The 1,111-nt window shown below is 51.4% G+C and carries 1 protein-coding gene; it reads left to right on the top strand.

What is annotated here, in order from left to right; genetic code table 11:
* Nucleotides 1-1,111: hypothetical protein (locus LQ227_RS25550; RefSeq protein ID WP_230151942.1), on the top strand; the 1,111-nt coding region annotated here is incomplete at both ends.

The raw sequence follows: 1,111 nt of genomic DNA, 5'->3' as shown, positions 1-1,111 counted from the left end.
GGATCAACTACACTTTCGTGGTGACCAATACAGGCAACGTAACCTTGACAAATGTGACGGTTACCGATGCCAATGCAACCATTTCTGGTGGCCCGATCGCAAGTTTAGCGGTAGGTGCTTCAGACAATAGTACTTTCACCGGTTTCCATACCCTAACACAGGCGGAGATCGATAACGGCGGTGTGTTCAACGTGGCGACCGCTACCGGAAAAGATCCGAAGGACAAACCGGTTACGACCACTTCGGTAGATCCGACACCATTGTCGCCTACCGATCCGAACTATCCGGTTACACCGCCAACACCTGCATGCCCAGGCTGTACGGTTACACCGATTGTACACACAGGCGCAATGACCCTGGCCAAGGACGGTTCTTACAATGACTTCAACACGAACGGTAAGGTAGATGCGGGCGACCGGATCAACTACACTTTCGTGGTGACCAATACAGGCAACGTAACCTTGACAAATGTGACGGTTACCGATGCCAATGCAACCATTTCTGGTGGCCCGATCGCAAGTTTAGCGGTAGGTGCTTCAGACAATAGTACTTTCACCGGTTTCCATACCCTAACACAGGCGGAGATCGATAACGGCGGTGTGTTCAACGTGGCGACCGCTACCGGAAAAGACCCTAAAAATAACAATATCACAACCACTTCGGTAGATCCAACACCATTGTCGCCTACCGATCCGAACTATCCGGTTACGCCGCCAACACCGGCATGCCCAAGCTGTACGGTTACACCGATTGTACACACAGGCGCAATGACCCTGGCGAAAGACGGTTCTTACAATGACTTCAACACGAACGGTAAGGTAGATGCGGGCGACCGGATCAACTACACTTTCGTGGTGACCAATACAGGCAACGTAACCTTGACAAATGTGACGGTTACCGATGCCAATGCAACCATTTCTGGTGGCCCGATCGCAAGTTTAGCGGTAGGTGCTTCAGACAACAGCACTTTCACCGGTTTCCATACCCTAACACAGGCGGAGATCGATAACGGCGGTGTGTTCAACGTGGCGACCGCTACCGGAAAAGACCCTAAAAATAACAATATCACAACCACTTCGGTAGATCCAACACCATTGTCGCCTACCGATCC

It is taken from the genome of Pedobacter sp. Bi27, from assembly GCF_918698255.1.
Classification (GTDB): domain Bacteria; phylum Bacteroidota; class Bacteroidia; order Sphingobacteriales; family Sphingobacteriaceae; genus Pedobacter.
Note: the sequence above shows the minus strand (reverse complement) of the source record. Positions and strands in the feature narration are given on the sequence as shown.